General features: G+C 73.9%; 32 protein-coding genes and 1 pseudogene. 19 read left to right on the forward strand and 14 right to left on the reverse strand.

The features are described from left to right. Window positions 1-4: 4 nt before the first annotated feature. Window positions 5-505, forward strand: a complete 501-nt coding sequence (locus tag ACNF49_RS37250; RefSeq protein ID WP_357971616.1) for a DUF6789 family protein — start codon at window positions 5-7, stop codon at window positions 503-505. Between the two features lie 13 nt (window positions 506-518). Here the strand turns inward: ACNF49_RS37250 and ACNF49_RS37255 are convergent, their stop codons facing one another. Then, window positions 519-992, reverse strand: a complete 474-nt coding sequence (locus tag ACNF49_RS37255) for a GNAT family N-acetyltransferase (RefSeq protein ID WP_482940534.1) — start codon at window positions 990-992, stop codon at window positions 519-521. A gap of 310 nt (window positions 993-1,302) precedes the next feature. Here ACNF49_RS37255 and ACNF49_RS37260 point away from each other — a divergent pair, with 310 nt between their 5' ends. The 3 genes from ACNF49_RS37260 (at window position 1,303) to ACNF49_RS37270 (ending at window position 6,085) form a co-directional block, all read left to right on the forward strand. Beyond that, a complete protein-coding gene (locus tag ACNF49_RS37260; RefSeq protein ID WP_482940535.1) occupies window positions 1,303-3,711 on the forward strand; it encodes a PQQ-dependent sugar dehydrogenase in 2,409 nt (802 codons plus the stop codon). Window positions 3,712-3,729: 18 nt separating this feature from the next. Beyond that, window positions 3,730-5,478, forward strand: a complete 1,749-nt coding sequence (locus ACNF49_RS37265; protein WP_482940536.1) for a CBM35 domain-containing protein — start codon at window positions 3,730-3,732, stop codon at window positions 5,476-5,478. A gap of 64 nt (window positions 5,479-5,542) precedes the next feature. Beyond that, window positions 5,543-6,085, forward strand: coding sequence for a cysteine hydrolase family protein (locus tag ACNF49_RS37270; RefSeq protein ID WP_482940537.1), 543 nt, complete (start codon window positions 5,543-5,545; stop codon window positions 6,083-6,085). Here ACNF49_RS37270 and ACNF49_RS37275 read toward each other — a convergent pair. Next, entirely contained in the window at window positions 6,075-6,911 is an 837-nt protein-coding gene (locus ACNF49_RS37275; RefSeq protein ID WP_357971626.1) for an alpha/beta hydrolase, read from the reverse strand. The genes ACNF49_RS37270 and ACNF49_RS37275 overlap by 11 nt on opposite strands. A 67-nt stretch (window positions 6,912-6,978) precedes the next feature. Between ACNF49_RS37275 and ACNF49_RS37280 the strand changes: the two genes are divergently transcribed. Then, window positions 6,979-7,530 carry a helix-turn-helix domain-containing protein gene (locus tag ACNF49_RS37280; RefSeq protein WP_357971628.1) on the forward strand — a complete coding sequence of 184 codons (552 nt, stop codon included), beginning with the start codon at window positions 6,979-6,981 and terminating at the stop codon, window positions 7,528-7,530. 12 nt (window positions 7,531-7,542) lie between these two features. On the opposite strand, the gene ACNF49_RS37285 is transcribed toward ACNF49_RS37280, so the two are convergent. Then, window positions 7,543-7,710, reverse strand: coding sequence for a hypothetical protein (locus ACNF49_RS37285; protein ID WP_482940538.1), 168 nt, complete (start codon window positions 7,708-7,710; stop codon window positions 7,543-7,545). A 199-nt stretch (window positions 7,711-7,909) separates the two neighbouring features. On the opposite strand from ACNF49_RS37285, the gene ACNF49_RS37290 reads away from it, so the two are divergent. Continuing rightward, entirely contained in the window at window positions 7,910-8,317 is a 408-nt protein-coding gene (locus ACNF49_RS37290) for an ATP-binding protein (RefSeq protein ID WP_357971632.1), read from the forward strand. 20 nt (window positions 8,318-8,337) lie between these two features. Beyond that, window positions 8,338-9,339, forward strand: a complete 1,002-nt coding sequence (gene pip, locus ACNF49_RS37295) for a prolyl aminopeptidase (protein ID WP_482940539.1) — start codon at window positions 8,338-8,340, stop codon at window positions 9,337-9,339. On the opposite strand, the gene ACNF49_RS37300 is transcribed toward pip, so the two are convergent. Both ACNF49_RS37300 and ACNF49_RS37305 read right to left on the reverse strand, forming a co-directional pair. Then, on the reverse strand, window positions 9,288-9,758 hold the full coding sequence (locus ACNF49_RS37300) for a nitroreductase family deazaflavin-dependent oxidoreductase (protein ID WP_482940540.1): 471 nt from the start codon (window positions 9,756-9,758) through the stop codon (window positions 9,288-9,290). The genes pip and ACNF49_RS37300 overlap by 52 nt on opposite strands. 57 nt (window positions 9,759-9,815) lie before the next feature. Beyond that, window positions 9,816-10,445: a TetR/AcrR family transcriptional regulator gene (locus ACNF49_RS37305; protein WP_482940541.1), complete on the reverse strand. Its 630-nt coding sequence runs from the start codon at window positions 10,443-10,445 to the stop codon at window positions 9,816-9,818. Window positions 10,446-10,508: 63 nt separating this feature from the next. Between ACNF49_RS37305 and ACNF49_RS37310 the strand changes: the two genes are divergently transcribed. Then, window positions 10,509-11,108, forward strand: a complete 600-nt coding sequence (locus ACNF49_RS37310; protein WP_482940542.1) for a hypothetical protein — start codon at window positions 10,509-10,511, stop codon at window positions 11,106-11,108. 81 nt (window positions 11,109-11,189) lie between these two features. On the opposite strand, the gene ACNF49_RS37315 is transcribed toward ACNF49_RS37310, so the two are convergent. Both ACNF49_RS37315 and ACNF49_RS37320 read right to left on the reverse strand, forming a co-directional pair. After that, window positions 11,190-12,614: a PI-PLC domain-containing protein gene (locus ACNF49_RS37315; RefSeq protein WP_357971642.1), complete on the reverse strand. Its 1,425-nt coding sequence runs from the start codon at window positions 12,612-12,614 to the stop codon at window positions 11,190-11,192. 102 nt (window positions 12,615-12,716) lie between these two features. Beyond that, window positions 12,717-13,238 carry a snapalysin family zinc-dependent metalloprotease gene (locus tag ACNF49_RS37320; protein WP_482940543.1) on the reverse strand — a complete coding sequence of 174 codons (522 nt, stop codon included), beginning with the start codon at window positions 13,236-13,238 and terminating at the stop codon, window positions 12,717-12,719. Window positions 13,239-13,427: 189 nt separating this feature from the next. Here ACNF49_RS37320 and ACNF49_RS37325 point away from each other — a divergent pair, with 189 nt between their 5' ends. Next, complete coding sequence (locus ACNF49_RS37325; RefSeq protein WP_482940544.1) at window positions 13,428-14,573, forward strand: cation:proton antiporter; 1,146 nt, start codon at window positions 13,428-13,430, stop codon at window positions 14,571-14,573. Between the two features lie 157 nt (window positions 14,574-14,730). Here the strand turns inward: ACNF49_RS37325 and ACNF49_RS37330 are convergent, their stop codons facing one another. The 3 genes from ACNF49_RS37330 to ACNF49_RS37340 form a co-directional block, all read right to left on the reverse strand. Further along, the gene (locus ACNF49_RS37330) at window positions 14,731-16,266 is read right to left on the reverse strand and encodes an alpha/beta fold hydrolase (RefSeq protein WP_482940545.1); all 1,536 of its coding nucleotides are present in this window, start codon (window positions 16,264-16,266) and stop codon (window positions 14,731-14,733) included. A 140-nt stretch (window positions 16,267-16,406) separates the two neighbouring features. Then, entirely contained in the window at window positions 16,407-17,123 is a 717-nt protein-coding gene (locus ACNF49_RS37335) for a YqjF family protein (RefSeq protein ID WP_482940546.1), read from the reverse strand. After that, window positions 17,120-17,344 (reverse strand): hypothetical protein, encoded by a 225-nt coding sequence (locus ACNF49_RS37340; protein WP_357971656.1) that lies wholly within the window; start codon window positions 17,342-17,344, stop codon window positions 17,120-17,122. The genes ACNF49_RS37335 and ACNF49_RS37340 overlap by 4 nt, the downstream gene beginning before the upstream one ends. 158 nt (window positions 17,345-17,502) lie before the next feature. Here ACNF49_RS37340 and ACNF49_RS37345 point away from each other — a divergent pair, with 158 nt between their 5' ends. Further along, a complete protein-coding gene (locus ACNF49_RS37345; protein ID WP_482940547.1) occupies window positions 17,503-18,258 on the forward strand; it encodes a ZIP family metal transporter in 756 nt (251 codons plus the stop codon). A gap of 13 nt (window positions 18,259-18,271) precedes the next feature. Here ACNF49_RS37345 and ACNF49_RS37350 read toward each other — a convergent pair whose 3' ends face one another. After that, the gene (locus ACNF49_RS37350) at window positions 18,272-18,877 is read right to left on the reverse strand and encodes a helix-turn-helix domain-containing protein (protein WP_482940548.1); all 606 of its coding nucleotides are present in this window, start codon (window positions 18,875-18,877) and stop codon (window positions 18,272-18,274) included. Window positions 18,878-18,994: 117 nt separating this feature from the next. Here ACNF49_RS37350 and ACNF49_RS37355 point away from each other — a divergent pair, with 117 nt between their 5' ends. Beyond that, window positions 18,995-19,831 carry an EamA family transporter gene (locus ACNF49_RS37355; protein WP_482940549.1) on the forward strand — a complete coding sequence of 279 codons (837 nt, stop codon included), beginning with the start codon at window positions 18,995-18,997 and terminating at the stop codon, window positions 19,829-19,831. Between the two features lie 41 nt (window positions 19,832-19,872). Here the strand turns inward: ACNF49_RS37355 and ACNF49_RS37360 are convergent, their stop codons facing one another. Beyond that, window positions 19,873-20,613, reverse strand: a complete 741-nt coding sequence (locus ACNF49_RS37360; protein WP_482940550.1) for an ABC transporter permease — start codon at window positions 20,611-20,613, stop codon at window positions 19,873-19,875. Next, a complete protein-coding gene (locus ACNF49_RS37365) occupies window positions 20,610-21,314 on the reverse strand; it encodes an ABC transporter ATP-binding protein (RefSeq protein ID WP_482940551.1) in 705 nt (234 codons plus the stop codon). The genes ACNF49_RS37360 and ACNF49_RS37365 overlap by 4 nt, the downstream gene beginning before the upstream one ends. A gap of 87 nt (window positions 21,315-21,401) precedes the next feature. Here ACNF49_RS37365 and ACNF49_RS37370 point away from each other — a divergent pair, with 87 nt between their 5' ends. The 3 genes from ACNF49_RS37370 to ACNF49_RS37380 are packed head-to-tail and all read left to right on the forward strand — an operon-like array spanning window position 21,402 to window position 23,691. Next, window positions 21,402-22,505, forward strand: a complete 1,104-nt coding sequence (locus tag ACNF49_RS37370; RefSeq protein ID WP_482940552.1) for a sensor histidine kinase — start codon at window positions 21,402-21,404, stop codon at window positions 22,503-22,505. Then, window positions 22,502-23,131, forward strand: a complete 630-nt coding sequence (locus ACNF49_RS37375) for a response regulator (RefSeq protein WP_482940553.1) — start codon at window positions 22,502-22,504, stop codon at window positions 23,129-23,131. Before ACNF49_RS37370 ends, ACNF49_RS37375 begins: the two co-directional genes overlap by 4 nt. Further along, window positions 23,128-23,691, forward strand: coding sequence for a hypothetical protein (locus ACNF49_RS37380; protein WP_482940554.1), 564 nt, complete (start codon window positions 23,128-23,130; stop codon window positions 23,689-23,691). The genes ACNF49_RS37375 and ACNF49_RS37380 overlap by 4 nt, the downstream gene beginning before the upstream one ends. Window positions 23,692-23,725: 34 nt before the next feature. On the opposite strand, the gene ACNF49_RS37385 is transcribed toward ACNF49_RS37380, so the two are convergent. Beyond that, a complete protein-coding gene (locus ACNF49_RS37385) occupies window positions 23,726-24,211 on the reverse strand; it encodes a hypothetical protein (RefSeq protein WP_482940555.1) in 486 nt (161 codons plus the stop codon). Between the two features lie 341 nt (window positions 24,212-24,552). On the opposite strand from ACNF49_RS37385, the pseudogene ACNF49_RS37390 reads away from it, so the two are divergent. The 5 genes and pseudogenes from ACNF49_RS37390 to ACNF49_RS37410 form a co-directional block, all read left to right on the forward strand. Further along, window positions 24,553-24,651: pseudogene (locus ACNF49_RS37390) on the forward strand (alpha/beta hydrolase); the annotation flags it as partial. Window positions 24,652-24,676: 25 nt separating this feature from the next. Continuing rightward, on the forward strand, window positions 24,677-25,147 hold the full coding sequence (locus tag ACNF49_RS37395; protein ID WP_482940556.1) for a hypothetical protein: 471 nt from the start codon (window positions 24,677-24,679) through the stop codon (window positions 25,145-25,147). 140 nt (window positions 25,148-25,287) lie between these two features. Continuing rightward, the gene (locus ACNF49_RS37400) at window positions 25,288-25,815 is read left to right on the forward strand and encodes a hypothetical protein (protein ID WP_482940557.1); all 528 of its coding nucleotides are present in this window, start codon (window positions 25,288-25,290) and stop codon (window positions 25,813-25,815) included. Between the two features lie 10 nt (window positions 25,816-25,825). After that, entirely contained in the window at window positions 25,826-25,972 is a 147-nt protein-coding gene (locus ACNF49_RS37405) for a hypothetical protein (protein ID WP_482940558.1), read from the forward strand. A gap of 105 nt (window positions 25,973-26,077) precedes the next feature. Beyond that, window positions 26,078-26,575 carry a hypothetical protein gene (locus ACNF49_RS37410; RefSeq protein WP_482940559.1) on the forward strand — a complete coding sequence of 166 codons (498 nt, stop codon included), beginning with the start codon at window positions 26,078-26,080 and terminating at the stop codon, window positions 26,573-26,575. The last annotated feature ends 197 nt before the right edge of the window (window positions 26,576-26,772 follow it).

Raw genomic sequence — 26,772 nt, forward strand, 5'->3', positions numbered from 1 at the left:
CGACATGTCAGCCGCCGCCCGTTTCCTGCGTCCCGTCCCGGGCACCGGGCTTCGCATGCGCAACCTCATGAAAGGCGCCGCGGGCGGCGCCGTGGCGACCGCGGCGATGAGCGTGGTGATGCTCGCCGGCAGCCGGGCGGGCCTGATGGAGGACCAGCCGCCGAAACGCATCGCGCGGGCGTTGCTGCCGGGCCACCGGCATCGCCCCAAACCGGGCGAGGGGGTCGTGGGGGCGCTGGCCCACGTGGGGTTCGGCGTCACCGCCGGAGCCCTGTTCGGCCTGCTGACCCGCGGGCGCCGCACCCCGTCCGCGCTGGGCGTCGGCTACGCGCTGACGATCTGGATCGCCAGTTACCAGGGCTGGATCCCGAGCCTGGACATCCTGCCGCCGGTCTCCCGCGACCGGCCGGGCCGCCCCGCGGTGATGGCCCTCGGCCACGTGGTCTACGGGTCGGCCCTCGCGGCGACCCTGAACCGCCTCAACGCCCGTACGGACCCCCGATGAGCGGGCGCGGACGTCATCGTGGCGGGAGCCGCAGCTCGAAGACGACCCGATCGACGCCGGGGCCGTCGTAGTCCGGGATGGGCCCGGTGACCGTGAAGCCCATCGCGGTGTGGAAGGCGATGGACGCGCCGTTGACCGGAGAGGTGATCGCCCTGACCCGCTCGCGCCCGTCGGCCGCGGCGAGCGCGAAGAAGCGCCGGTAGAGGCGGCGGGCCAGGCCGCCGCCGCGCAGGCGCGGCGCGACGCCGACGAAGTGCACGTAGGCCAGGCCGGGCGCCGACGGCGACAGGATCCCGACGAGGAACCCGGCCAGGCCGTCGCCGTCCTCGGCCACCAGGCTGGTGCGGTGGAAGTGGTCGAGGAACAGGCGCGGCAGCCCGGCGCTGATCGGCCGCCCCCACCAGCCGTCCAGCACGGCGACGATGCGGTCGTGGTCAGCGGGCTCGGCGGGCCGCAGGCGCGGCTCCCCTGCGTCGTTCCGGTCCATGATCTCGTATCGTCGCGGCATCGCCGGGCGGCTGTCCAGCCGCCGGGGGCGAGCGTTGATGTCGGTTTCCGAGCCACATGGTTCCGGCCTCCCGGCGTCCGGCGACGATCACAGATCCGACCTCACACCTGCTTCAGGCATACATCCCCGGCAGATGTCTGTCCACGGCCGCCCGCACCTCCGATGTCTCCCTCAGGCCGAGTTAGTAAAGTTTCCTAAACTTGGATCGTTCCAAGATCGACAACTTGTTGACGGGTGTGACTCCCTGTGGGAACACGATGAAAAGCCGCTCACCCCCAGGAGCCACCCGATGAACTCGTGGAAGCCCCGGTTATGCGTCCTCGCGCTGGTCGCGGGCGCGCTGGCCGTGCCCGCCGGCCCCGCCGACGCCACCCCCACCCGGTACGAGGCCGAGAACGCGACGCTCTCGCAGGGAGCCGTCGAGTCCAACCACACCGGCTACTCCGGCAGCGGCTTCGTGAACGGCGACAACGTCGCCGGCTCCTACACGGAGTGGACCGTCGACGCGCCCGGCGCCGGGACCGCCACGCTGGCCCTGCGCTACGCCAACGGCACCACCGGCGACCGGCCCGCCGACCTGGCCGTCAACGGCTCGGTCGTGGCCGCCTCCCGCGCCTTCGCCCCCACCGCCAACTGGGACACCTGGGCCACGGTCACGCTGACCGCCCAGGTCAAGGCGGGCCCCAACACGATCAGGGCCACCGCCGCCACCGCGGGCGGCAACCCCAACTGGGACTACCTCGACGCCGACGTCCAGGTCAGCGGCTTCACCGACTACCAGGCCGAGACCGCCACGATCGCGCGGGGCGTCGTGGAGTCCAACCACGCCGGCTACACCGGCTCCGGCTTCGTCAACTACGACAACGCGACGGGCTCGTACGTCGAGTTCCAGGTCAGCGCGGCGGCCACCGGCCCGCAGAGCCTGACTTTCCGCTACGCCAACGGCACCACGATCGACCGGCCGATGAGCGTCTCGGTGAACGGCTCCGCGAGCACCCGGTCCTTCCCCGGCACCGGCGCGTGGACCACCTGGAACGAGGTCACGCTCAACGCCACCCTGGACGCGGGCGCCAACACCGTACGCGCCACCGCGACCACCGCGGACGGCGGCCCGAACCTCGACCGGCTGCGCGTCAGCGGACCGGCCGACACCCAGAAGCCGACCGCGCCCGGCCAGCCGGTGTGCTCCGAGATCACCCACAACAGCCTGAAGCTGGACTGGCCGCCCGCCACGGACGACATCGGCGTCGTGGCCTACGACATCTACCAGCAGGGCCAGCTCATCGCCACCGCCCCCACGCCGCCGGCCACGCTGACCGGGCTGAACCCGGACTTCGGCTACCAGCTGTCGGTCTTCGCCCGGGACGCCTCCGGCAACGTCTCGCTGAGCAGCCCCGAGGCGGCCTGTCACACGCTGCCCGCGCCGCCGGACGACCCGCCCTCGCCGCCGGGCCGGCCCGCGGTCAGCGGCGTGCAGCCCACGTCGGCGACCGTCACCTGGGCCGCCTCCACCGACGACGGCGGTGTGCGCGCCTACCTGGTCCGCGACCACGCCTCCGGCGCCGTGCTGGCCACCGTCGCCGGCGCACCGCCCGCCACCACCGCGAGCGTGCCGCTGGAGTGCGCGCGCACCTACCAGCTCGACGTCGTCGCCCGCGACACCGCCGGCCAGCTCTCCGCACCGAGCGCGGCGTCGGCCTCGTTCACCACGGGCGGTTGCGGCACCGTGCCCCAGACGCCGACCTCCGTCGCGGGCGGCTGGGACGTGCCCTGGGACGTCTCGTGGACGCCGGACGGCTCGTACGCGCTGGTCACCGAGCGGGACACGTTCAAGGTGTTCAAGGTGACACCCTCGGGGACGAAGACGCAGGTCGGGACCGTGCCGAACGTGCAGACCACCGACGGCGAGGGCGGCCTGATGGGCCTCGACCTCTCCCCCACCTGGAACGGCACGACCGACCAGGAGGTGTTCTTCATGCACACCGCCGCCGAGGGCAACCGCATCGCGAAGATGAACTTCAACGGCAGCACGCTCAGCGGCTACACCACGATCCTCCAGGGCATCGACAAGAACCGCTACCACAACGGCGGCCGCATCAGGTTCGGCCCCGACGGCTACCTGTACGCCACCACCGGCGACGCCCAGCAGTCGGCCAACGCGCCCAACCTGAACTCGCTCAACGGCAAGATCCTGCGCCTCACCAGGACCGGCGCCGCCGCGCCCGGCAACCCGTTCGGCACCCGCGTCTACAGCTACGGCCACCGCAACCCGCAGGGCCTGGCCTGGGACTCCGCCGGCCGCCTGTGGTCGTCGGAGCTGGGCAACTCCGCACGCGACGAGCTCAACCTGATCCAGCCCGGCAAGAACTACGGCTGGCCCACCTGCGAGGGCACCTGCACCACCTCCGGCATGACCAACCCCAAGTACACCTGGGGCGTCGCCGAGGCCTCGCCGAGCGGCATCGCGATCGTCGGCAACACGGTCTTCATGGCGGCGCTGCGCGGGCAGCGGCTGTGGCGCATCGTCCTGAACGGCGAGAACGTCTCGACCGTCAACTCCTACTTCAACGGCACGTACGGCAGGCTGCGCGTGGTCGAGAAGGTGCCGGGCGCCGCCGCCATCTGGTTCGGCTCGACCAACTCCGACAACAACGGCGACGGCAGCGCCGACACGATCCGCCGCTCCGCCATCCAGTAGCCCCCCGAGGGAGTGACCGTGCTCGCAACCCGCTTACGCACCCTCGTCCCGGTCGCCGCCGCGTGCCTGGTCGTCTCCGCGCTCGTGGCGCTGCCCGCGCGCGCGGCGACCGTGCGCTACGAGGCCGAGAACGCCACCAACGTCCAGGGCGCCGTCGAGGCGAACCACGCCGGGTTCTCCGGCACCGGCTTCGTCAACAGCGTCAACGCGGCCGGCCCGTACACGGAGTGGACCGTCGACGCCCCGGCGGCCGGCACCGCCACCCTGGCCATCAGGTACGCCAACGGCACCGGCTCCGCCCGCACCGCCGACGTCTCCGTCAACGGCACGGTCGTGTCCGCCGGGCGTTCGTTCGGCGCGACCGCGAACTGGGACACCTGGGCGACCTCCACCCTCACCGCCGCCCTGAACCGGGGCGACAACAAGATCCGCGTCACCGCCGCGTCCGCGGGCGGCAACCCCAACCTCGACTTCCTGGAGGCCACGACCGCCGCCGCCCCGGCCACCGAGTACCAGGCCGAGGCCGCGACGCTGACGGGGGCGAGCGTGGCCACCAACCACACCGGCTACACCGGCGCCGGGTTCGTCGACTACGTCAACGCCCCCGGCGGCTCCGTCGAATGGTCGGTCAACGTCGCCGAGGCCGGCAGCCACACGCTGACCTTCCGCTACGCCAACGGCACCGCCGCCGGCCGCCCGATGGACGTCGCCGTCAACGGCGTCACCGCGGTGACCGGCCTGGCCTTCCCCGGCACCGGCAGCTGGGACACCTGGGCCGACGCCCGCGCCACGGTGACGCTGAACGCCGGCGTCAACACCGTCCGCGCGACCGGGACCGGCGCCGACGGCGGCCCGAACGTGGACCGGTTGTCGGTCAGCGGCCCCGGCGGCGCCGACGGCCAGGCGCCCACCGTGCCGGCGAGCCCGCGGGTGACCGGCGTCTCGGCCACCGGCATCTCCCTGGCCTGGACCGACTCCACCGACAACGTGGGCGTCACCGGCTACCGCGTCCATGAGGGCACGGCCGTGGTGGCGACCTCGCCCACCGCGAGCGCCACGGTGGCGGGGCTGGCCGCCGGGTCCACCCACACGTACACGATCACGGCGGTGGACGCGGCGGGCAACGAGTCCGGGCACAGCGCCGCGGTCACCGGCACCACGACCGGCGGCACCGGCGGGCCCACCGCCGACCAGCTCCTCGCCGAGCTCACCTCGTGCTCCCAGATCTCCAACGGCAAGTACAAGACCGACTCCGACGTCTCCTCCGGCACCGTCGCGGTGTGCGGCAAGACCGGCGGCGTGTTCTGGAAGGGCGACCTGGACATCGACTGCGACGGCGTCCGCACCGCGCAGTGCAACGAGAGCACCGACTGCTGCTTCCAGGCCGAGACGTTCTGCCACACCACCTCGGACACGCCGCTCAACGCGGCGCAGCTCCCGTACGTGGTGGTGCCGAGCCCCAGCTCGATCTGGGACTACCGGACCAAGGGCATCGGCTGCGGGACGGTGGTGGCCGTCATCTACAACGGCCAGGTCGAGTACGCGGTCACGGGCGACACGGGCCCGTCGGGGATCATCGGCGAGGCCTCCTACCGCACCGCCGCCGACCTGGGCATCAACCCCGACCCGAGCAACGGCGGCACCGACTCCGGCGTCACGTACATCGCGTTCACCGGCTCCGGGACGAAGGTGGCGGCCATCGAGAACCACGACCAGGCCGTGACGCTGGGCCGGACCCTCGCCCAGCGGTTCATCGACGACAACTGACCAAACCCGCCATGCCCCGATTTGTCCAGGATAAAACGGCAGGTAGCTGGACAGGACAGGGGTTATGGCAAGATCTGCGCTGGTCGTCATCGACATGCTGAACCCGTACGAGCACCAGGACGCCGAGCGGCTCGCCCGGCAGGTGGAGCCGATCGTCGAGCCGCTGGCGGACCTGGTGGCACGGGCCGGCGAGCGGGACGACGTCGAGCTGGTGTACGTCAACGACAACTACGGCGACTTCGCCGCCGACCGGCGGGAGATCGAGGAGCGGGCGATGAAGGGCCGGCGGCCCGACCTGGTGCAGCCGGTCCTGCCGCCGCCGGGGTGCGCGTTCCTGCCCAAGGTGCGGCACAGCGCCTTCTTCGGCACGGCCCTGGAGTACCTGCTGTCGCGCAGCGGGGTCGAGCGGGTCGTCCTGGCCGGGCAGGTGACGGAGCAGTGCGTGTTGTACAGCGCGCTGGACGCGTACGTGCGGCACTACGAGCTGACCGTGCCGCCCGACTGCGTGGCGGCCATCCATGGCGATCTCGGGCAGGCGGCGCTGAACATGATGGAACGCAACATGTCCGCCCGGCTCGCCCCGTCCGGCGACTGCTTCACCCGATGAGCCGGGCCGTGCGGTCGGCGACGAGGTGCGGCTGCTCGGCCTGGACCAGGTGGCCCGAGAAGACGTCCTCGTGGTGTCCGTCGGGCAGGCTGTCGGCGTAGCGGCGCTGGTGCTCGCGGTTGGCGGCGTGCTGACGTTCCCGCCCCCGGGCGGCGCGGGTCACCGACAACACGATCGTCGGGCAGCGCGGAGGCCGCGGCGGTCGCGCCCGGAACTCCGGGATCGCGGCGGCCACGGCCCGGATCTCCTGGCGCGTCCGAGCGACCCCGGCGGGGGTGAAGTCCTCGGCGAGCATGGTCCGGTAGGTGTCGGCGGGGAACAGCCGCCGGACGTTCCCACTGAACAGCCGCGCCAGGGGACGGAACCGGCTGAGCGCCTGCGTCACCGCCATCATGCGGTCGACCTGCGCGGCGGTCCGGTCCCAGGTGTCGTACACCGGCGAGGTCTCCGGCAGGACGTCGGCCAGCAGCAGCCCCCGAAGCCGGGGCCCCAGCAGCTCGGCGGCACGGCGCGCGACCAGCCCGCCCATGCTGTGCGCGACCAGCACGAACTCCCCCGGCACGACGGCCTCGGTCATCGCGACCAGGTCGGCCGCCAGGTCGTCGATGCCGAGCGGCCCGGCGGCGGGGCCGCTGCGCGCGCGCCCGGCGCGGTCGTAGGTCACCAGCCGCGCCCTGCTCGCCAGCAGCGGCGTCACCGCGTCCCAGCAGGTGCGCCCGCATCCCCCGCCCGCCTCGAAGACCACCGGTAAGGGCCCTTCACCGGTCTCCTCGACATAGACGTGCCGCCCGTTCACCGGCACCGTCCGCCCCGGCACGTTCCGCATGCCGCCTCCTCCGCGCACCGAACGTTTTCATTTTGGATAACGGTATCTCATATGAAATCGTTGGGCCATGGACCCTGTCGAGCAGCTGCTGCACCCCGTACGGCTGCGCATCGTGCACGCCGTGGCCGCCGCGGGCACGATGACGATCGCGCAGCTCTGCGCCCGCATGCCCGAGGTTCCCAAGATCACGGTCTACCGTCAGGTCGCGCACCTGACCGAGGGCGGGTTCCTGGAGGTCGAGGGCGAGCAGCGCGTACGCGGCGCCACCGAGCGCCGCTACCGGCTGCGCCAGGACCGTCCCGCGATCGACGCGGGGAGCGCCGCCGCGATGTCGCTCGATGACCACCGCAGGGGGTTCGCCGCCGCCATGGCCGTCCTGATCGCCGAGTTCGACGCCTACCTGCGCCGCGAGGGCGCCGATCCGGTCGCCGACTCGGTCTCCTACCGGCAGGGCACCGTGTGGCTCAGCCCCGGCGAACTCGCCGCGATGCTGGCCGACCTGCTGGCGGTACTGGGCGACCGGCTGGGCAACGCCCCGGCCCCCGGCCGCGTCCCCTACCTGCTCAGCGCGATCCTGTTCCCCTCCGGCGAGCCGCCCGCGCACGGAACCGGCCGGTAGCCCGCCAGGACGTCACGCCGTCCGGGCGGGCAGGACCTCACGGGCACCCACAGGCCCGGATGACCGGCGGCGGTCGCGGCCCGGGCGCGCGAACCCGGCGGCGGCGGCCAGGAAGGCGTCGTCGGTGGCGAAGCGCGCCCCGACGTGATCGCCCGTGTGCACCGGCGGCGGAATCACCATCGTGCTGCCTCCCCAGGCCAGACTGCCCTCATCCCAGGCAGGCGCGGCACGCCCCCGGAGGGCTTTCAGGGATTTTCCGGTCGAATGTCGTATCAGGCTGCTTAGGATTTGCTCACTGACGGATGAGCGGCTTCACTCACACCCCGCTCGTCGCGGCGGGGGGCCGGTACCGACCAACGGGACGAATCAGGCGGTGACCATGGGCGAGTCCTTCGGGCTGCACGTGCCGATCGGTGCGAACCTGGCTCATCTACGTGGCCTGGTCAGCGCTTTCGCCCTGGAGGCGGGGCTCGACAGGCAGCGGGTGGAACGGCTGGTGCTGGCGGTCAGCGAGGCGGCCGGCAACGTCCTGGAACACGCCCAGGCGCCCGGCACGGTGAGCGCCCGCAGCGACGAGGACGGCGTGACGGTGCACGTCATCGACGAGCGCGGCACCCTGACGTACGCGCACCTCAACCGCGTCCCGGCCTGGCCGCCGCAGCGCGGCATGGGCCTGTGGATGATGCAGCGCCTGTGCGACCGGGTGACGCTCGACCATCCGGACGGCCGTTCCCGGCTGGAGCTGTTCGTGCGCCGCGCCCCCACGGGCGGGGACGGGCAGCCGTGAACCCCTAGTACGGTGGCCGGATGTATCCCGCGATCGAACCTTATGACCATGGCCTGCTCGACGTCGGCGACGGTCATCTCGTCCATTGGGAGGCGTGCGGCAACCCCGGCGGCAAGCCCGCGCTGGTCGTCCACGGCGGGCCGGGCTCGAACTGCACCCCGGGCCAGCGGCGCGTCTTCGACCCGGAGCGGTACCGGATCATCCTGTTCGACCAGCGCAACTGCGGACGCAGCCGCCCGCACGCCGCCGACCCGGCCACCGACCTGTCGGCGAACACCACCCACCACCTGGTGGCCGACATGGAACGGCTGCGCGAGCACCTGGGCGTGGACCGCTGGCTGCTGTACGGCGGTTCGTGGGGTTCGACGCTGATCCTGGCCTACGCCGAGGCCCACCCCGAGCGGGTCTCGGAGATCGTGCTCACCGGGGTCACCACGACCCGCCGGTCGGAGATCGACTGGCTGTACGACGGCGTCGGCCGGTTCTTCCCCGAGCAGCGGCAGCGCTTCCGCGAGGGGGTGCCGGAGGGCTGCCGGGGCAGCCTGGCCGAGGTGCTGAGCGCCTATGCCGGGCTGATGGCCGACCCCGATCCGGCGGTCCGCGCCAGGGCCGCCCACGACTGGACGGCGTGGGAGGACACGGTCATCTCGCTGGAGACCAACGGCAAGCCCAACGCCTACAGCGACCGGCCGGCGGACAGACTGGCGGCTCTCGTCCGCATCTGCGCCCACTACTTCTCCAACGGCGCCTGGCTGGAGGAGGGCGTGCTGCTGCGGGAGGCGCACCGGCTGGCGGGCATCCCCGGCGTGCTCATCCACGGCCGTTTCGACCTCGGCGCGCCCCTGGAGTACGCCTGGGACCTGGCTCAGGCGTGGCCCGAGGCCCGCCTGGTGATCGTGGAGGACTCCGGGCACACCGGAAGCGGCACCTTCCGCGACGAGATCCTGAAGGCCCTGGACGGCTTCGCCGATCACCCCGGAACGAACCGGACGAACGGTATGCGGCTGCCCACCTCGCGGTAGTCGTCCACGCCGCCGTCGACGGCGAAGCCCATGATCCGGCAGAGCCGGCGGGCGGCGGCCGGGTGGCGGGGGGCGTACCGGGCCATGATGTCCGCGCCTTCGCCCGGCTCCAGCGGCACCGCCGTGGCGCGCAGGCGGGAGCCGCCGACCTGCAGGATCACCTGCGGGGTGGCCCTGACGTTGCGGTACCAGTCGGCCTTGGGGCCGAAGCCGGAGGCGGCCACGTAGCCCTGCCCGTCGCGCTGGACCACCTCGATGACGGCCCGGCGGGGCAGGCCCGAGACGCGTCCGGTGTGGGTGAGCAGCATGACGCGGCCGCCCAGCAGCGGCCCGAGGCCGAGACGGTACAGCAGGATGGGCAGCCGCCACAGCCTGCGGCGCAGCCCGGTCGGCGGGTCCGGTCTCCTGACGATCTCCATGGTCGGTCTCCTTCCGTGGTGGGCGGGCCCCGGATGGCCCGTCGAGCACTGTTCCCGTCAGCCGGGCGGCGCCCCCGCGGGCGCGGACCCGCCCGGCTCGCCCGCGTCCAGCAGGTCCTCCACCGCCGAGAGCGCCTCGCCGACGGGGAGGGCTGGGTCGATCATGTGGTGCAGCATCAGCCCGTCGATCGCGGCGGTGACGAGCGCGGCGACGCCGTCGAGGCGGGCGGCCGGCCAGCCGGGGCGCAGCCGGCCGAGGCGGGCGGCGATCCGGCCGCGGGCCCGGCGGAGCTCGTCGCGCAGCACCACGCCCAGGGCCGGATCGCGGGTGGCGCCCACGATCAGCTCGGCGGCCAGCCGGGTCATCGGCCCGTCGCCCGCCGCCTGGGCCGGCAGGCCGCGCAGCAGGGCCAGCGCGGCGCGCTCGTCGTCGGCGGCCAGCAGCTCGGTCACCAGCGGGCCGACGACGAGGTCGGTGGCGCGGCGGAAGATCGCCTCGCGCAGGCCGGGCAGCCCACCGAAGTGGTAGTGGATCAGGCCGGGGTTGGTGCCCGCCCGCTCGGCCACGGCCCGCGTGGTGACGCCGGGCCATCCGTGCTCGCCCAGCAGCGCGACCCCGGTCTCCACCAGTTGCTCGCGACGGCGGTCGCCGCGCGCCGAATTTGGCCGCTCGGCCAAGTTGGTCATACGGCCAAGTTAGCACGGGGAAATTCGCGTGCGCCACGACGGCGGCCGGTGTTGCATGTCCGGATGATCGACGAACCGCTGGACCGCCTCCGCGCCGCCGCACGACGTACCCGTGAACTGGCCCTGGAACGGAGGGCCACCGGCGTGGCCCACGAGGACGCCGACGACGACGCCGGGACGATCGGCACCGACGGCGCCCTGGGCTTCGACCCGTTCCCCCTGCTCGAAGCCCTGCACCGGCATCGTGTCCGGGCCGTGGTGATCGGGCAGGTCGCCGGCATCATGCACGGGTCCGCCGAGCTGACCGGCGACCTGGACCTGCTCTGGGACGGCCGCCCCGCCCACGCCCCGGCCCTGGCCGCCGCCTTCGCCTCCGTCGGCGCCCGCTTCACCGACGAGACGGGCGGCCCGCTGCCCGTGCACCCTGACTCGTTGCTGCGTCCGAAGACGTGCTTCACCTCGCCGGGGGCCGGCGGCGACTGCTGCACCCCGGCGCTCCCCTGGGGAGGGCTCCGGGTCGGCGAGTGCCTGGACCGCGCGGTGACCGCGACCGGCCCCGGCGGCCTGGAGGTCCACTACGTCTCCCGGGCGGACCTGATCCGGATGCGCCGCGCCCTGGGCCGGCCGAAGGACCTGCGCCGGGCCGCCGAGCTGGAGGCGTGACCGGCGGCGCCCGGCGCGGAGAACGAGTCGTCGGGTGAGACGGCGGCACCACCCGCGTGCTGACCAGCCGCCGTCCGCCGGTCACTCCACCGCGCCCGTCCGCGTGAGCAGGTCCTGGTACCAGGCGTCGTACGGATGGTTGGTCGCCGGGTAGTTCGCCGGCGGATCGGTCGCCTGGCCCGCCGAGTCGAAGTCCCATCCGCGGACGAGCCGGCCCGCCCGCCGCGCCTCGGTGATGAACGACGACTGCCCGGCGGGCGCCGCGTAGAACAGCGCGCCCTGCCGCAGCTCCGCGCTGTCCCCCTGCTGGAACTCGTCGAAGGCGACCTGCCGGTGGCGGATGCGGTCGCCGGTGGCGGCGTCGGTGTCCACCCGCAGGGTCCGCGACGGGGTCGGGCCGTCGGCGCCGGTCCATACGTGCACGCGGGGGGCGCCGCCGTAGGAGGTGGTCTTGTCGTGGCGGGCGTCGGAGGTCCTGGCGTTGCCGCTCCACGCGACGCTCGCCGCGCCGGCGTCGAGCGCGCCGGACCACTCCCAGTTCTGGCTGCTGCTCTGGCTGCGGTGGATCTCCCGGAGCCGGGTCCCGGCCGCGTCGGTGAAGCGGATGGTCGGCAGGACGCCGTTGTCGTACTGGCGGCTGGCGGACCAGGTGATCTCGCCGGCGGCGTCCAGGCGTCCCACGCGGTACCAGAGCGTGGTGGCGTTCTGCGACTGGTGGACCTCGACCAGGTCGCCGTTGTCGTTGAGGGCGACGGCCGGGGTGACGCCGCTGTCGTACCTGCCGTGGCGCAGCCAGGTCACCCGGCCGTCGGCGCCGTACACGCCTGTCCAGTACCACAGCGCTCCGGCGCCCGAGTCGTGCACCTCGACGACCTGGCCGCGGGTGTTGACCGCGACGGCCGGATTCGAGCCGAGGTCGCGCTTGTACAGCGTGCGGGTGGTGCCGTCGCCGGAGATCACGGGGAGCACGCGGCCGCGCAGCGCGTCCACGGTGGGCGGGGCGGCCGGGTAGTCCTCGGCCCGCAGCAGCCGCGGCCCGAAGGCGGCGACGAGCTCGTCGTTCAGCGCGGCCGGGTTGCCCGCGGCGTAGGACGGGTTGTCGGTCAGGTCGTCCTTGAGGTCGAGGGCGACGACGATCGGCGCCGCCGTGGGATGCCCCGCCGACCAGTCGTCGATCACCGCGAGCCAGTCGCCGAGCAGGTTGGAGGCCGGGTTGCCCGCGTGGTCCACCTCGTCGCCGGGGGCGTCGTGGCCGACGGAGTAGTCGCGGGCGGTGGCGTACCCGTTGTCGTGGACGTCCAGCTCGACGAAGCGGACGCCGTGGTCGAGCTGGTAGGCGATCGAGTTCCTGGCGCCGTTGACGTTGCCCGAGTAGCTGTTGTGCGTGGCGCGGAAGACCGCCGAGGGTAACGGCACGTCCGCCGCCGCCTCGGCCGATCCGCCGGCCGCCAGGACCGAGGCCGCGGCGGCGAGGGCTGACAGGGCGGCTCTCCTCGAACGGGGCATGCGCTGATCCTCACGTCGGGGGGTGATTGCTCCCAGACAATACGATCACGGCCCTCCGGCCAACCCCCGCCGGGCGAACCGGCGGGGGCGGCTCGGCGGAGGTCAGCGGTCCTCGTGGACGCGGCCGAACTCGACCGCGGGCGCGCTGCCGGCGAAGTTGCGGTCCACCTCGGCCCGCTCGGCCCCGCTGGGGGTGGGGTTCGTGCAGCTCACGGGGGCGCTGGAGCCGGACATCAGGTCGCTGCAGAGCCCGGTGCGCCGGTCCGGCAGGCCGAGGATGTGGCCGATCTCGTGGGTGGCGATCCGCAGCGGGTTGTAGCCCTGGTTGACCGCCTGGCGGCCCATCCAGATCGTGCCGCGACCGAGGCTGGTGGGCAGCGTCCTGGGCCAGTTGTTGTCGGCCAGGACGACGAAGCTGGCGGGCGTGCCCTGCATGAGCCGGACGTTCACCACGTTGGCGTTCCAGACCTGGGCGGCCTGGTTGACCACGTTGACGAACTCCGCCGACCGGGAGGCGTCGTACCGCAGCACCCGGACCAGCACGGCGGCCTGGGCCGGTGAGGTGACCAGCAGGAAGGAGAGGGCGAGGACGACGGAGAGCGTGACACGGAGAGACCTTGACACGGATCCTCCTCCAGAAGTTGGGGGGTCCTGTCACGGTAGGCGCGCAGTCAGGGGTGGGAAAAGTAGCTATTAGTGCATATTGCCGCGATATGCCGGCGGCGGCCTGGGCTCACCGATCCGGGCGATACTGAGCGATTTGCACGAATAAAACGAAGATTGTCCTGAGTTGATCAGGGCAGTGGGGCCGGGATGTCCACCCCCGATCTCGTCCTGGCCCTCGGCGGCGCGGCCGCGCTGCTCGCCGCCGTCCTGCCCGGCCTGCTCGCCCGCCGGGCCTTCTCCCCGCCCCTGGTCTACCTGCTCAGCGGCATGGGGCTGTACCTGCTGCCGATCGGGCTGCCCGAGCCCGATCCCGTCGCCCACCGGGCGGCCGTCGAGCACATCACCGAGATCTGCGTGCTGGTCTCGCTCATGGGCGCGGGGCTGGCGCTCAACCGGAGGATCGGATTACGGAGCTGGTCGACGACCTGGCGGCTGCTCGGCTGGGCGATGCCGCTGACCGTCGCCGGGGTCACGGCGGCGGCGTCCGGCGTGCTGGGCTGGCCCGTCGCCGCCGCGCTGCTGCTCGGGGCCGTGCTCGCGCCGACCGACCCGGTGCTCGCCTCCGACGTCAGCGTGGGCGAGCCCGCCGACGCCGAGAACGCCGACGACGAGGTCCGCTTCGCCCTCACCTCGGAGGCGGGCCTGAACGACGGCCTGGCCTTCCCCATCGTGTACGCCGCCATCGCCCTGGCCACCGCCGGCGGCCTGGGCTGGACGGGCGAGTGGGCGCTGACGGACGTGCTCTACCGGATCGTCGCCGGGGTCGTCTGCGGCCTGCTGATCGGCCGCCTGCTCGGCCGGCTGTTCTTCCACTCCCCCGCCGAGGAACTGCGCCTGGCCGAGCGCCGCGACGGCTTCGTGGCCCTGGGCGCCACCCTGCTCGCCTACGGGGTCACCGAGCTGGTCAGCGGCTACGGCTTCATCGCCGTGTTCGTCGCCGCCTGCGCCATCCGCCGGGTCGAGCACGGGCACGGCTACAACAACGTCCTGCACGGCTTCGTCGAGCAGCTCGAACGGCTCTTCACCTCCTGGCTGCTGCTCCTGCTCGGCGGATTCGTCGCCGCCGGCGGCCTGGCCCCGCTCACCTGGCGCGGCGCCCTCGTCGGGGTGCTGCTGATCCTGGTCATCCGCCCGCTGGCGGGCTGGCTCTCGCAGGTCAGGGGCCCGGCCGGTCCCCGGGAGCGCCGGGTCATCTCGCTGTTCGGGATCCGGGGGTGGGGTCGCTGTTCTACCTGGCGTACGCGCTGGGTCACGCCGACTTCGGCGTGCCGCCCGAGGAACTGTGGGCGGTGACGGCCTTCACCGTGATGCTCTCGGTCGTCCTGCACGGCATCACCGCGACCCCGGCCATGGCCCGCCTCGACGCCCTCCGCGAGCGCCTGGCGACGGGCGCCCGGGGGTAGGACGCGGCCTCGCGGAGAGGGGGCCGCGAGGCCGCGTCAGCACCTGGCTACCGCAGGACGGACGTCCACCCGGGGCGGCCGGGCAGCGGGCTCGGGCTCGGGACCCGCCTGAGCGACAGCTCGCCCGGCGGGACGGCCGGGCAGCGCGCGCCCTGGGCGGGCAGGTCACGGGAGAGCAGGTAGCGGTCGAACGCGGCCGTCGGGCACTCGCCGCGCCCGTAGATGCCGTGCCCCCACCCTTCGTAGGTCAGCAGCCGGGCCTGCCGGCCGGCCTGCAACGCCGTGGAGGCGGCCCACACGTACGGCGTGGCCGGGTCGTGCAGGGCGTTGCCGAGCAGGAGCGTCGGCGAGCCGTCCAGCCTGAGCCGGTGCTGCCGGTTGGGCGTGGCGGTGCCCTGGCAGGCCAGCGCGAGCGGGTGCGCCGCGGCGCTGACCAGCATGTCCGGCGCGACGGCCGCCGACCTGCGGAGCAGCCGGTCCCAGTCGCGGTAGCCGCGGACGGGCAGCGCGTAGTCCTGGCAGAAGACGATGGACGCGTCGTTGACGGTCTCCCCGGCGGCCCGGACGGGCGGCGCGAAGAGCGGGCTGACCGGGCCGGCGCCGCTCTCCATGGCGGCCAGCAGCTCGGCGAGCTGGCTCCAGGCCGGGCCGTAGAACGCGCCGAACGCCAGGCCGATGAGGTCGAGCCTGCGCAGCTTGACGTCCGGCTGCCCGGGGAAGGTCAGCTCGCCCCGGTCGGCCCTGGCCAGCAGCTCGTGCCACACCGCGCGGACGTCCCGGCCGTGCAGCGCGCACGAGTCGGTCCGGCCGCACCAGGCCACGAACTCGTTGAAGGAGTCCTGGGAGGTCCATGCCTCGGTGTCCAGGAACGCCTGGGTGCCGAGGCTGTGGTCCATGTTGCTGTCCAGCGCGAGGGCGCGGACGCGGCGCGGGTAGCGCTCGGCGTAGAGCTGGCCGATCAGGGTGCCGTACGAGACGCCGTAGTAGGTCAGCTTGTCGTCGCCGAGGGCGGCGCGCAGGGCGTCGAGGTCGCGGATCACGTACCCGGTGTGGACGTTGTCGAACAGCGGGCCGGTGCGCCTGCGGCAGTCCTCGCCGTAGCGCCGGTTGAAGGCGAGCAGGGCGTCCCAGCCGGCCTGGTCCTTGATCGACAGCGGGTCGGGCGCCTGCTGGGCGAGCTCCAGCGAGCAGGTGACGGGGTGGCTGCGGCCCACGCCGCGCGGGTCGAAGCCGACCACGTCGAAGCGGCTGGTGATCTCGGGGGTGAAGCCGAGCCAGTCGTTCACCACGGCGTCCACGCCGGAGCCGCCGGGGCCGCCGGGGTTGATCACCAGCGACCCGATCCGGGCGGCCGGGTCGCTGGCCCGGCGCCGGGCGAGGGCCAGCTCGAACGTCCCGGCGCGCGGGTCGTTCCAGTCGACCGGCACGGTCAGCGTCCCGCAGTCGACCGCGGCATCCTCCGCGCACGGCGCCCACCGCACGCCCGGGGCGGTGGCACCGGTGGTGGCGGCGGCCGCGGGGACCGGGGCGAGCGGCGCCGCGAGGGCCGATAAGAGGGTGAGGATCAGGACTGGTCTTCGCATCGCGTCTCCAATCGTCGGGCCCTGATCATCGATCAGTTCCTCCGACAAGACCATCCGACTGGAGGAGGAGACCGGAGTCATCCCTGAGTACCTTCCGCCCGGCCTCCGTCCCGTGAGCCGTACGCGGGCCGCTCGTCAGGTCACCACGACCACATGCCGACGCGTACGTCCACGCCCGGGGAGGCGTGCAGGAGGGGAGGGCCGGCCGGGTCGGGCAGGCCGGCGGCCCGCAGCAGGCCCTGGTCGAGGCCGGTGAGCTCGACGTGCTGCAACGGCCACGGCGGGTGCTCGACCTCGGCCGCGGCCAGCCGGCCCGCCACCCGGGTGAACAGCCGGTGGCGGGCGGTCAGGAAGTGCGCGAGCTCGTCCTGCTCGTCCTCCCGCAGGACGCCGCCCACCTCCGCCTCGGCGTCGCACCGCACACCCGGCGTCCCCGGCCACCGCCGGCGGCAGCGGTAGCGGCGGCGCCCCCGGTCGATCCGGACCGACATGTCGGACCAGTGGTAGGGCAGCCCGTAGCCGGATCGGCCGCCGAGCGCGGCCGGCAGCCGTCCGGCGTCCAGGGACAGGAACCAGACGCCGGAACGACCGCGCGCGTCCCGTACGTACGTGCGGCAGTTGGTCTCCGGGAACGCGGACAACCACGGCACGGCTGGCAGGCCGGGCACCCGTACGTCCTGCATGAGGAACGGCGTCACCCCCACCCACGCCGAGCCGTCCATGGTCTCGACGGCGAGCTCGTCCGGCACCAGATCACGGACCACCTGGACGGGGTAACGCCAGTGCAGGAACGTGATGTGCGCCCACCGGTGGCACATCACCGGCAGCGCCACGCGCGGGGACGGCGGCGCCTTCACGTGCGGCGGTGCTCGGCGAGGACCCGGCCGTCGTGCCGGATCCGGGCGGCCCGGTAGGGCGGGACCGGGCGGGTGACGCACGCCCGCGCGGCCGACTCGGCCTCCGCCTGGTCGATCCCCCAGCCGATGGTGTGCCACCGGTCGCCCGCCGCGTCCAGGGCGGTGATCTCGTAGAGCTGTCGCGCCGGACGCGGGGTGCAGGGGGTGTGGCGGTGCTCCATCCAGGTCTCCTCACGACGGGGGCGGGCCGCCGCCTGCCCTACCCGGGGCGTCCCGGCCCAATCCCCCGCCTCCGGCGCGGATTCGCGAACGCGTGACGGGAAGGGCGGAGGCGAGAGAACCTGGGGCCGGGACGAGGACGCGAGAGGGATCGGTGCACATGCCTGAGTGGCTGGAAGCGGGGACATGGGGGCTGGTCGCCGGGGGCGCGCTGGTCCTCGGCGCGGCCGTGGCGATGCTGGTGCGGGTGCCGGCGCGGGCGATCGCCACCGTGATGGCCTTCGGCGCCGGGGTGCTCATCTCGGCGCTGTCCTTCGAGCTGCTGGACGAGGCCGAGCGGTCGGGCGGGCTGCTGCCCACCGCCGTCGGCTTCCTGGCGGGAGCCTGCGCGTACGTGGCGGCCAACGCGATCCTGGCGCGGCACGGCGCCCGGCACCGCAAACGCTCCGGCGACCAGCAGCCCAGCGAGGCGGACGCGCAGGGCAGCGGCGCCGCCATCGCCGTCGGCGCGCTGCTCGACGGCATCCCCGAGTCGGTGGTGCTCGGGCTGTCCCTGCTGCACGGCGGCGAGATCGGCCTCGCCGTCGTGGCGGCGGTGTTCGTCTCCAACGTCCCCGAGGGCCTGTCCAGCGCCGCCGGCATGCGACGGGCCGGGCGCAGCCCCGCGTACGTGTTCGGCGTCTGGGGCGGCATCGCCGTGATCAGCGGCGTGGCGGCCATGACCGGCTACCTGACCCTGCGGTCGGCCTCCCCCGAGGCCATCGCGCTGATCACCGCGATCGCGGCCGGCGCCATCCTGGCCATGGTGGCCGACACCATGATCCCGGAGGCCTTCGAGCAGGCGCACGTCCTCACCGGGCTGATCACCACCGTGGGCTTCCTGTCCGCCTTCGCCATCGAGCGCCTGGCCTCCTGACGGCGAGCGCGGCTCACGGCCGACCGGCCTCGGCCGATCCGAGGGGCCAGGGTCCCGGGGGAAGGTGGACCGTCATGATCATGTCGCAGGTGCCGGCGCCCTCGCCCCGGTAGCCGTGCGGGGCGTCGCCGTCGAAGGTGGCGGTCTGGCCCGCCTCGACGGGATGCTCGACGCCGTCGAGGACGAGCGTCATCCGCCCGGCGACGACGCTGAGGGTCTCCACCACCCCGGCCTGGTGGGGTTGGCTGGGATACTCCTCGCCGGGTTCCAGCCGCCAGCGCCAGACCTCGACAGGGGCCGGGCCGGTGGTGGTCAGCATGAGCCGGGCCTGGCCGCCGCGCGGCCCGGTCCACAAGGGGGTCACGGCGTCGGCGGCCACCACGCGGAGGCGGCCCTCCGGCGGCCCCTGCATCAGGGCCGAGACCGAGATGCCCAGGGTGTCGGCCAGCCGGACCAGGGTGGCCAGGTTGGGGTTGCCCTGCGCCTTCTCCAGCGCCACCAGGGCGCCCTTGCTGACCTGGGCGCGCCGGCCGAGCTCCTCCAGGGACAGGCCGGCGCGGGTGCGGGCGGCCTTGACGTTGTGGGCGACCGTTCGCAGGGCCTGGGCCGGCTCGGCCATCTGTTCACCTTCCTCACGGGGCGGACCGGTGCAATGTACTGCGCGGTCGGTCCGTTGTCCTCGAGTGGTCATTCTAATGTACTCTTTGGTCGTTCGGTTGAACGTCCGGGAGGTGTCGTGATCGCTCTGCTGCTGGCTCTGGGCAGCTCGCTCGCCTACGGCTGCGCCGACTTCCTCGGCGGCCTGGGCGCCCGCAGGGCCCATGTGCTGCGTACCGTGATGGTCGCGGCCCCGGCCAGCCTCGTGGTCGAGCTGTTGTTGTGGCCGATGCTCGGCGCGTCGTTCAGCCCCGCCGCGCTCGGCTGGGGCGCGGCCTCGGGCGTCGCCTCGGCGGCCGTGTTCGCCCTGCTCTACGGCACGCTGGCGATCGGCCCGATGAACGTGCTGTCGCCGGTGACCGCGCTGGTGTCGGCCGCGCTGCCCGTCGCCGTGGGGCTGCTCCAGGGCGAGCAGCTGTCGGCCGCCGGGCTGGTGGGGCTGCCGCTCGCGCTGGTGGCGGTCGTCCTGGTCAGCGCGGGGCACGGCGGAGGATCGGCGCGCCCGTCGCGTACGGCGCTGCTGCTGGCGTTCGGCGCGGGTTCGGCGATCGCCCTCCAGCTCGTCTTCCTGCACCAGGCGCCGTCCGACAGCGGGGTGGCGCCGTTGATCGTGGGACGGGCGGTCTCCTCGGCCGTCACCCTGACCGCGGCCGGGCTGCTGCGCCGCCGGTTGGGCTCCGAGCGGCCCGCGTACGCGCTGTCGGCGACCGCGGGCGTGCTGGACTCCGTGGCGAACCTGCTGTTCCTGCTCGCGGCCCGCAGCGGCGACCTGGCCGTGGTGGCCGTGATCACCGCCCTCTACCCGGCCGGCACGGTGCTGCTGGCCCGCGGGGTGCTCGCCGAGCGCATCCACCGCGGCCAGCTCGTCGGCCTGGGCGCGGCGGCCCTGGCCGTCAGCCTCCTCGCCCTGCCCTGACCTCCCGCCCGCCGACGACGGCGGGCACGGGCCCGCCCGCGTCAGGAACGCGCGGCGGCGACCACGGCGACGGACAGCGGGACCACCGCCCACGCGCCGAGCACGGCGAACGCCGCCCAGGTCGGCATGACGTCCGGCACCTGCTCGATGAGCTGGAGGGCCGGGTACCCGGGCAGGACCCGGTTGACCAGGTCGCCGCCCGGCAGCACGCGGCCGGCGAACGGCGCCACCAGGACGATCACCACCAGCGCCGCCGTCGCCACCGCGCCGTTGCGCAGGACCGTGCCGAGCACCAGCCCGAGCAGGGTGGCCACGACGATCATGAGCGTGCCCCCGGCGATGACCGTCCAGGCCCCCGCGGGCAGCGGCGACGGGTGGAACTCCGCGGCGACGACCCGCCCGTAGAGGTAGCCGGGCACCGCGATGAGCAGCGAGCCGGCGACCGCGACGCCGCCCAGGACGACCGCCTTGGCCACCAGCACGCGCGCCCTCGACGGCATCGCCACGAACGTCACGTCGATCATGCCGGACGTGTGCTCGCCGCTGGCGGTCATCGCGCCCAGCATGCCGAGCGGGAGCTGGGCCAGGACCACCCCCACGTACACGGCGACCACCACCCCCATGGCCGCCTGGTCCGCCGTGCGGCCCGGGTCCCAGCGTGAGATGACGGTGGCGGCGCCGAGCACGGTGAGCGCCAGCGACACCAGCCCCCCGACGCCGAGCGCCCACCAGGTGGACCGCAGGGTCCGCAACTTGATCCACTCGGCCGCGAGCGCGTTCACCGCTCCCCCCTCCCGACGAGCTCCATGAACGTCTCCTCCAGCGAGCCGCCCGGCCCGACCAGCTCGCCGAGCGCGGCGTCGGCGCGCAGCCTGCCCCCCGCCAGGACGACGAGGTGGTCGGCCGTGACCGCCATCTCGCTGATGAGGTGGCTGGACACCAGCACGGTGCGGCCCTCGGCGGCCAGCGACCTGAGCAGGCCGCGCATCCAGCGGATGCCCTCGGGGTCGAGCCCGTTGGCGGGCTCGTCGAGCACCAGCACCTCGGGGTCGCCGAGCAGCGCCGCGGCGAGGCCGAGCCGCTGCTTCATGCCCAGCGAGAACCCGCCGACGCGCCGGCCCGCCGCTCCGCCGAGCCCCACGAGCTCCAGCAGGGGGCCGATGCGGGCCCGGTCGAGGCCGTTGGAGCGGGCCAGCCACCACAGGTGCTGTTCCGCGCGCCGCCCGCCCTGCACGGCGGAGGCGTCCAGCAGCGCGCCGACCTGGGTGAGGGGTCGTCCCAGCGCGCGGTAGGGCAGGCCGTTCACGGTGGCCCGCCCGGCGGTGGGCCGTTCGAGGCCGAGGAGCACGCGCATGGTCGTGGTCTTGCCCGCGCCGTTCGGGCCGAGGAAGCCGGTGATCCGGCCGGGCCGGACCGTGAAGGTGAGGTCCTGCACGGCCGGGGTTCGGCCGAAGCGTTTGGTGAGTCCGGTGACTTCGATCATGTTCCTCACCCTCCACGACCTCCCGTCCGGCACGCATCGGTCCTGGGACCGATACGGGCGGCGTGGCCGCCGGGTTAGGTTCGTGCCGTGCGCCAACAGATCCGTCCGCCGCTGCTGAACCGGGTGCCCGCATGGGGCTGGATTTCCCTCGACGCCGTCGTCGCGCTGGTCGTCGCGCTCGGCTACGCCGGGCTCACCTCGTCGCGGAACCCGGCCGAGCCCGGCGTGCCGGACTTCGCGGCGGCGCTGGCGGCCGGGCTGCCCGTGGCGGTCAGGCGGTTGTGGCCGGGGCCGGTGTTCGTGGTCGTCCTGCTGGGCGGGCTCGGCATGCGGGAGTTCCTGCTCCCCCACGCCGAGCTGCTCTGCCTGCCGCTCGTGCTGTACACGCTGGCCACGCGAAGCAGGGCCGTGCTGCCGCTGCTGGTGGCGGGCGCCGTCGCCGCGCAGGGCGTGGCGGAGGTCCCCATGACGGCCGCGGTACGCGACCGGCTCGGGCTGGCGCTGGCGATCCTGCTCGCCGCGTGGGCCGCCGGCACGGCCGTACGCCAGCGCGGGCTCTACACCGGGCAGCTGGCCGCGCAGGCGGAGCAGCGGGCCCGCGCGGAGGCCGTCGCCGAGCGGCTGCGGATCGCCCGGGAGCTGCACGACGTCATCGGCCACAGCCTCAGCACGATCGCGGTGCAGGCGGGCGTGGCGGGCCACGTGGGCGGGGCGGAGGAGATGGGCCGCACGCTCGCCTCGATCGAGGAGACCAGCAGGTCGGCCCTGCGGGAGACCAGGCAGCTGCTCGGCGTGCTGCGCGAGGACGACGAGGCCGAGCTCGCCCCGGCCCCCGGCCTGGCCGATCTCGACGCGCTCGTGGCGCGCACCAGGGCGGCGGGCCTGGAGGTGGAGCTGTCGGTCGGCGGCGCCGTGGACGGCGAGATGGAGCCGACGGTCTACCGGATCGTCCAGGAGGCGCTGACCAACGTGCTCAAGCACGCCGGCGCCCGCCACGCCCTCGTCCGCATCGAACGCCTGCCCGACGCGCTGACCGTGGAGGTCACCGACGACGGCATGCGCGGCCGGGCGCGGCCGTACGGGCATGGCCTGACCGGGTTGCGCGAGCGCGTGCGCGTCTTCGGGGGCGAGTTCGAGGCGGGCGTCCGTCCCGTGCGCGGTTTCCGGGTGAGGGCCAGGCTGCCGCTGTGATCAGGGTGGTGGTGGCCGACGACCAGGCGCTCATCAGGGCGAGCTTCCGGCGGCTGATCGACTCCACGCCGGGGTTCCAGGCGGTCGGCGAGGCCGCCACGGGCGCGCAGGCGGTGACGGCGGCCGGACGCGACCGTCCCGACCTGGTGCTGATGGACGTGCGCATGCCGGAGATGGACGGCATCGAGGCCACCCGCCGCATCTGCGCGGAGCGGCCGGAGACCCGCGTGCTCATCGTGACCACCTTCGACCTCGACGACTACGTCTACGGGGCGCTCCGGGCGGGCGCGGCGGGCTTCCTGCTCAAGGACACGCCGCCGGCCGAGCTGATCAGGAGCATGACCGTGGTCGCGTCCGGCGAGTCGCTGCTGGCGCCGACCGCCACGCGGCGGCTGGTCGAGCGCTTCGTGCGTCCTGCGTCGGGGACCGGCGGCCTGGACATCACCGAGCGCGAGCGCGAGGTGCTCGTCCTGGTCGCCAGGGGCCTGTCGAACGCAGAGATCGCCGGCACCCTGTTCGTCAGCATGAGCACGGTCAAGACGCACGTCAGCAGCCTGCTGACCAAACTCGGCGCCCGCACCCGGGTACACCTGGTCATCGCCGCGTACGAGGCCCGCCTCGTGTGAGCCCCACCGGATCCGTCCGCACGACGGGCGCGACGCCGGGCGACGTACGGCGGCTGGGCGGCCTGCTGACGCTGGGCGGGTCGCTGGCGGGCGGCGCGCTCTACGTGGTCACCCACCTCGGCGGGCCGCTGCCGCAGGGGCCGGCGCTCGCGGCCCTGGTCACGTACGGCGGGTCGTGTCGAGGGCGCGTGCCGGGCGGGACGTCGTCGTCTCGCCGTTGGGAGCGACCCGCCTGGCGCGCGTGCGGGGGCCCAGCAGCCTCCGTCGGCTACTCCTCGTTCGCCGCACTGGCCGCCGCCGGCGTGCCGGAACGGGCGCCGGGCGGGGTGCTCGTGCGGCAGGCGGTCGTCGCCGCGCTGCCGGTCTGCGTGGTGGCGGCCGTCTCCGGGGTCGCCGTGGTGGTCCTCACCGTGGTGACCGTCTACCGCGTCGAGTCGCCGCCGTGGGCGGTGACCAGGGCCGTCCTCATGGCGGGCGTCGGGGTGCTGGCCGCCGTGGTCGTCGCCCTGGCGGCCCGTCCCCTGCTGCGGGGCGCCCTGCGGGCCGGCGCGCGGACGTGACCGGGATGCCTTGACCCGTGTTCGCCCCGGCCGTCTACCGGTGAGCCGGCGCCTCCTCCGGGCGGGGGGCGACCGGCTGCCTGAGCAGCGTCTTCGGGTCGGGGTCGGTGAAGTCGGTCAGGTAGATCTCGTGGTGCAGGCCATTGGGCACCAGCCCGTGCTCGGCCATGAACGCCTCCATCACCTCCAGCGACCTCTTCTCCTCGCTGTAGGGCCCCTCGTGCAGCAGCTCCACGCACTCGCCCTCGGTGAAGGTGACGACCTGGACCCGGTCCACGGCCGCCCCTGACGGGCGGGCCCGCTCACGCGCCGCCTCGGCCGCGCCCGGCTCGGGCATCTCGGGCAACGGCAGCAGCAGGTGCCACCGCCACTGGTCGCGCGGGGTCTCCAGCGGCGGCAGCGTGGTGTCCTCCACCCACCACCGCCCCTCCAGCGGCCCGGCGGCGCCGCCCATGACGGAGGCCACGGCGTACAGGGCGCCGATGGCCGAGACGTGCTCGGCGCCGCCGGGCTCTCCCATGCCCGTGACGTTGAGACAGGTGACGGGTTGGCAATGGATCAGTCGCGGGGTCATGGATCCTCCGGGTAGATCTGGGTGGAATCCCCCATAGCGTGCGGTCTCCCCGCGGGGGAGAGTCCAGTCAGCGTCACCGTCCACGCCGTCCGACCGGCCCCCAGCACCACAGGTCCGGAGGATGTCCCATGCGCACGGCCCAGATCCTGGTCGCCGCCTACGCCGCGCTCAGCCTGCCGACCGTCGTGGCGATCGCCGTCCTGTCGGCCGTCGCGCCGTCGCCGGTCACGAGCAGGACCCGGACCAACGCCTTCTCCGACGCCCGCCCCGCCGGACGACCCCGCAGCCTGCCCCTCGTCGTCCTGTCCCCCGGGCACGGCAAACCCCGCACCGAGCTCACGGCCCCGGCCGAGGAGCTGGCGAGCCACGGGTACGTGGTGGCCGCCGTCGACCACACCGGCCAGGATCGCCATGGCCGGTCACTCGGCGGGCGGCGCCGCCGCCGTCGCGTCGATCGCGGCCGACACCCGGCTGCGCGCCGGCGTCGACCTCGACGGCAGCGTGGAGACGACGCTCCCGGAGGCCGGGACGTCACGGCCGTTCCTGCTCCTGGGCAAGCCCGCCACGTACACGCCGGGCAAGGGCGAGTCGGCCGCCACGTGGGAGCGCGTCTGGGCGGGGCTGACCGGATGGAAGCGCTGGCTGCTGCTGACCGGAGCCGCGCACACGTCCTTCACCGACCTGGGCGTCCTGATGGACCAGCTCGGCATCGAGGACGGCGCCACCGTGCCCGGCGCCCGCGCCCTCGGCGTCACCCGCGCCTACGTCACCGCCTTCTTCGACCGGCACCTGCGCGGTCAGCCCCGGCCCCTGCTGGACAAGCCGTCGGCCGACGTCCCCGAGGTCAGGTTCTGCAGTCCGGAGGACAAGACCTGCCAGTGACCCGGGGGCCTCTGTACGCGGGCCCGGCCCGGTGCGCATAATGAGCAGCCGTCGGTCCGTCTCCTTGGAGCGTCCATGGATCGTCTGTTCGTGCGGCTGGTCCTCTACGTGGTCAGGTTCGCCGGGGCCGTCGCGGGGGTGTGGGGGTCGCCTACGCCGTCAACGGCGCCACGCAGGCCGGCGGGGAGATCACCGTTCGCGTCGTCCCCCGCCTGGAAACCGCCGACCGGCTCGGGTTGAGCGGGGTGAGGCTGCCCCGCGGCCTCTCCCTGGGAAGCGGGGAGCTGACGCTGCGGGTCTGGGACTCGACGGCGGTCGAGCAGGTGCTCCTCCGGACGGACGTGCTGGTGGGCGGCCTGTGCGCGCTCGTCGCCGCCCTCCTGGTCGGGGGGCTGCTGACGTCCGTGTTCGAGGGGGAGCCGTACCGCGGAGGCAACGCGGCGCGGGTCGCCTGGCTCGCCGTCCTCGCGCTCGTCTCGGGAGCGGCCCAGGCGCTGCCCGCCCTCGCGGTGGCCGCGGTGCTCGACCGGGCCGGGGCGGGCGGGACGTTCGGGCCGCCGTCCGGGCTGTCGTGGCTGCCGTTCACGGGCGCGGCGCTGCTGGCGGCGCTGGCCCTGGCGCTGCGCGCCGGGCGCCGGGCCCGCGCCGACGTCACATCTGTCACATAGTGTCGCGATCATGACGATCGAACTGCGTGCCGTCCGGGAGGACGACCTGGCGTTCCTGACCCGGCTGATCGGCGACCCGGACAGCAGGCGTGACGGCGTGATGTACGGCATCGTCCGCGCCGACCGGGACCGGACCCCGGCGCCTCCGGGCGGCTGACCAGCGGCGGCGCGCCCCCCGGCGGAGATCAACACGGGCTCAACGGATCCTCAACACCGGCGCCCCTACGTTGCGATCACACGATTCCGCACCAAGGGGGAGCATATGCGCAACCTTCCAGCTCTGGCGCTCGCCGCGGTGGTGGCCGGCGGCCTGCTGACCGTCGCCTCGCCCGCCGGCGCCTCCGTCCAGGACGCCCGGCAGGCGTCGCGGACGCAGGCCGCCGGGCCGATCAACTACTCGTGCGGCGCGCGGCTGCGGGTGAGCCAGGACGTGCCCAGGAACACCTGGCACCGCATGGCGAAGGCGAAGGGCCGCCGCGGCATGGTCTACCTGTACGAGGCCGGCGGCGTCTACCGCGGCCGGGACGTGTGGTGGGCGTGGGGCACCAGCCTGCGCTCCGGCGACCGGATCTCCATCGACTGGACCGACGACGGGGGCCGCACCTACCACGCCTGCCACGCGGTGGTCAGGGGCGGCGGACGCCGCAGCGTCACGTCCTTCGCGGTGGACGCCCCGAACGGCCGCAAGTTCCGCGCCTGTGTGAAGGCCGCGGGCAAGTGGTCGTGCACCCACGGCTGGTGGGAGATCAGGTATTCCTGACCGGCCGGTCCGCCGGGCAGGGCGTGCGAGCTGCGGCGATACGACCGCGACCGCTTGACATACCGGACAACCGGCACATAGTGTCCCGTCAATCGGCAGGCACAGACGAAGAGATCCCTGTCAGTGGTCTTCGTCTGTGCCTTTGTCGTATCCAGACCGCTGGCAAGGGATCACACCCCCCTGAAAGGCGGCTGGGC

The organism is Actinomadura sp. ATCC 39365 (assembly GCF_054392275.1).